Annotated in this window: 3 protein-coding genes; all 3 read right to left on the bottom strand. The window is 30.2% G+C overall.

The features are described from left to right. Nucleotides 1-93: 93 nt before the first annotated feature. Genes H8909_RS12725 through H8909_RS12715 form a run of 3 tightly spaced genes read right to left on the bottom strand, consistent with a single transcriptional unit; the run spans nucleotide 94 to nucleotide 3,290 of the window. Nucleotides 94-1,101 (bottom strand): site-specific integrase, encoded by a 1,008-nt coding sequence (locus H8909_RS12725; RefSeq protein ID WP_006504374.1) that lies wholly within the window; start codon nucleotides 1,099-1,101, stop codon nucleotides 94-96. Continuing rightward, nucleotides 1,088-2,065 carry a tyrosine-type recombinase/integrase gene (locus H8909_RS12720; protein WP_006504375.1) on the bottom strand — a complete coding sequence of 326 codons (978 nt, stop codon included), beginning with the start codon at nucleotides 2,063-2,065 and terminating at the stop codon, nucleotides 1,088-1,090. The genes H8909_RS12725 and H8909_RS12720 overlap by 14 nt, the downstream gene beginning before the upstream one ends. Beyond that, on the bottom strand, nucleotides 2,043-3,290 hold the full coding sequence (locus tag H8909_RS12715; protein WP_238928302.1) for a site-specific integrase: 1,248 nt from the start codon (nucleotides 3,288-3,290) through the stop codon (nucleotides 2,043-2,045). Before H8909_RS12715 ends, H8909_RS12720 begins: the two co-directional genes overlap by 23 nt. Between the last annotated feature and the right edge of the window lie 140 nt (nucleotides 3,291-3,430).

The raw sequence follows: 3,430 nt of genomic DNA, 5'->3' as shown, positions 1-3,430 counted from the left end.
ACCTCCTTATGTGGACAAAGATATTATGCCGAGTTAATTTAGATAACCCTTTAATAATCAGAAGGTTTTCTTTGTTTTCTCGGCATAATAATATTATTTAAAGCTGTTTAGGAAGTCTAATAAATCTTGATCCTTACTCCAATCAACATAATTTTCTTCAATTAATTTCGGTGCCAAATTATTTATGGCTTCATTTTTCTTTCTTGAATCTGCTCTGGCATAAATCATAGTTGTTGAAATATCTTCATGCCCCAGAAAATCTCGAATATAGACAATAGGAATATCAACTGCAAGCATGTGCATTGCTTTACTATGTCTAAACATATGGGGATGAACTTTTGATGGAAAACTAGGATCATTGTTTTTTAAGATTGTTGCATATTTCTGAACTATATATTCTATCCCATCTCTACTCATCTGTTGATTATTTTTATTCTTAATCAAATACTCATTTTTCAATTTAATATCTGAAAAAAATTTAGATATGTACACTTCTAATATCTGATTCATATTCTTAGAAATAGGGACTATGCGTATTTTTGAACCTTTACCATGCAGTTTAACTGTAGGATTATTACCTAAATTGATATCTTCAATTTTTAAATCACATAATTCCTGTACTCTTGCACCTGTATCATATAATAAGCACATGATGATACGATGTCTAATTCCTGTAGATGTATCTGTAGGCGGAAGATTTATCAAGTTATTCATTTGTTCTTCAGTTAGATAATCAACTTGTCTAGTAGTAGTTTTTAATGACTTAACTGATAAGACAGTTTGTAAATAAGCCAGATTTTCAACACTTTCATACTGTGCAAAATTTATAAATGATTTAATCCCTGCTAATCTATGGTTGATAGTAACAGGTGAATTTCCACGATTTTCCAACCACTCAATAAATTCAAGAATAAGTTCTCTATTAATCTGGTGCATCTTAAATTTATTGATGTTCATACTTTTGTGATCTCTTAGAAAGAGAATAAATAATTTCAAAGAATCCTTATAGCTGCTTATAGTATTTTTTGAACAGTTTCGATGAAGAGGAAGATATTCAGTTAAAAACTTGGTTACGAGAACTGCGAAATCAGTTGCTGTCATGTTCTTCAATCGTTTCAATTATATTAGGATAGGAACTTTCAAGCTTTAACTGAATCATCGGAAAAAGTGTAGCTGTCAATTTAAGATAATAGGCTGTTTCATCAAAACTTTCATGACCTAACATTGTTTTCATATATGGCAGATATACCAATAGATTCTTTTCCTCATATACCCATTTCTTTAATAAGTTGACACAATAAGTATGACGAAAGTCATGGACTCGTGGGCCACGTCCATTATGCGATATTCCGGCCTTATCAAGATATCTTCTGAAATTATTGTATACACACTGAAGTGTTAGTGGTTTGCCAGGTAATTTCATAAAGAAATATTCTGATTCATCAGAATCAATATGAATAGTTGATTTTAATTCCTTACATTTTTTTACTAATACAGGATGAATTGGAATTATTCTATCTTTATTATTCTTTCCACTTTTAACTATAAAGTAGCCTTCATCCAAATGAAAGTCCTCAATTTTAGCCAGTCTTAGCTCAGATACACGCAACCCGCTTGTATATAGTATTCTAAAGAATATAGGCATAATAATATGGCGATATGGACATTCAGAAGGAACTGATTGACTCTTATCAACGGCTTTAAAAAATCTTCTTAATTCATCATCGGTGTAGATATGTGCATTATATTTTTGGGGTTTTCTTATCAATCCTTTTGGAGGAACATATACATCAAATCCTAATTCTAATAAATATGAGCATAGTACTCTCATCATTGATATTCTACTTTTTTGATTTGCTTGTGTTTCATACGTCTTTCTTAGACACCATTCATCAACTACTGATTTAGTAATCACTTTTTCTTGTATGTTTTTACCTGCAAGATACTTATCTATTCTTTTTAATGCGAATTCTTCTGTTACGTATTTAAATCCTTGGGCTCTCTTTAAATTGATCAGATCTTGAATTTCATTTTTGAAAATACTATCGAATATCAATGTATTCATCGTCAAACGTCAAATCCAAAACACATTCTTTTAATTTATCAAGATCTGTCTTTAAATAAATAGAAGTTATATCAGTACTAGAATGTCCAAGAATTGATGTGATGACTGGTAATTCGACTCCTGCATCGAGAAGCATAGAAGCTGATGTATGTCTTAGAGAATGAAAGCCCCTGTGACAGTTTTTGTTTAATGGAATCTTCGCCTTTTTCATATAAAAATGAATTCTATCTGACAAATGGTTTTCATCACTTAAACTACCAAAAGGTGGCATATGCTTTAGAAATATAAATTTGGATTCGTAATATTTAGGTCTTCCATTCTTTATATAATCTATTACTGCCCATCCAACTGCATCAGGGATAGGCAATGTTAATGGTTTTTTTGTCTTATGTTGAATGATGCTCAGCTTTTTTTCTTCCCAGTTAAAATTATCAAATTTTAAGTTCTTAATGTCAGAAATACGTAACCCTAAAATACAAGCTAACACTATCATTGCGTAATCCCTTTTTCCAATAGGACTGCTTCTATCAATAGCCTGTAATAATTTTTTGATTTCATCTTCAGTCCATACCGATGGTATCTTAGTCGATTTTGATATAGCTGGCATATGAATAAGAGAAGCAACATCACTTTCTAGCACATTTTCTTCATTTAAATATCTTAAAAAATATCGTAATCCACAGATATGTTGTTCAATCGTTTTAAAAGACATACCAGTAAAAGTTCTTATATAATCATTACATATGGATAAATCAATGTAACTAACATCAGTTATTCCTTTTTGATTAAGATAGTCAAGAAATATTAGAGAAATTCTAATATAATGCTTTTTGGTGGACTTCGACAACTCGGTGTGATCTAGATAATCATTAAAACGAATATGAATATTTAAATAATCACCCTCTAATCTGATTGGATTCTTAGATGCATGATATCGTCTAGTAAGTACACCATGAAGCTTATAATCCTGTAAGATTTGAATCGATCTAATCAACTGCAACTGTTGATCTTTTAATTTGGATTCTTCAAAAGATGAAACAATACCATGAATCTTTTCTAAAAAGATTAAACCTTTATCAATAGAAAAAACATCATCCCCATATTCTGATAAAAGAAAATCATTTAGTTTTTTCCATTCTCTTTTATAAAAGTTTATGGTGGTTGGACTATAGTTATTGTCTACTAATAATTTTGTCAATCCACTACAAATTAGTTCTAATCTCATAATCATCACGCTCCTTTAAATAGAACTATAATTCTATTTAAAGTGTGATGCATTATGCCGAGAAAATAAAGAAAACCTTATGATTATTAAAGGATATTTCAAATTAACTCGGCATAATATCTTTGTCCGCATAAGGAGGT

It is taken from the genome of Catenibacterium faecis (genome assembly GCF_014306455.1).
Lineage (GTDB): Bacteria > Bacillota_I > Bacilli_A > Erysipelotrichales > Coprobacillaceae > Catenibacterium > Catenibacterium mitsuoka_A.
This window is presented reverse-complemented; position numbering and strand designations above follow the sequence as displayed.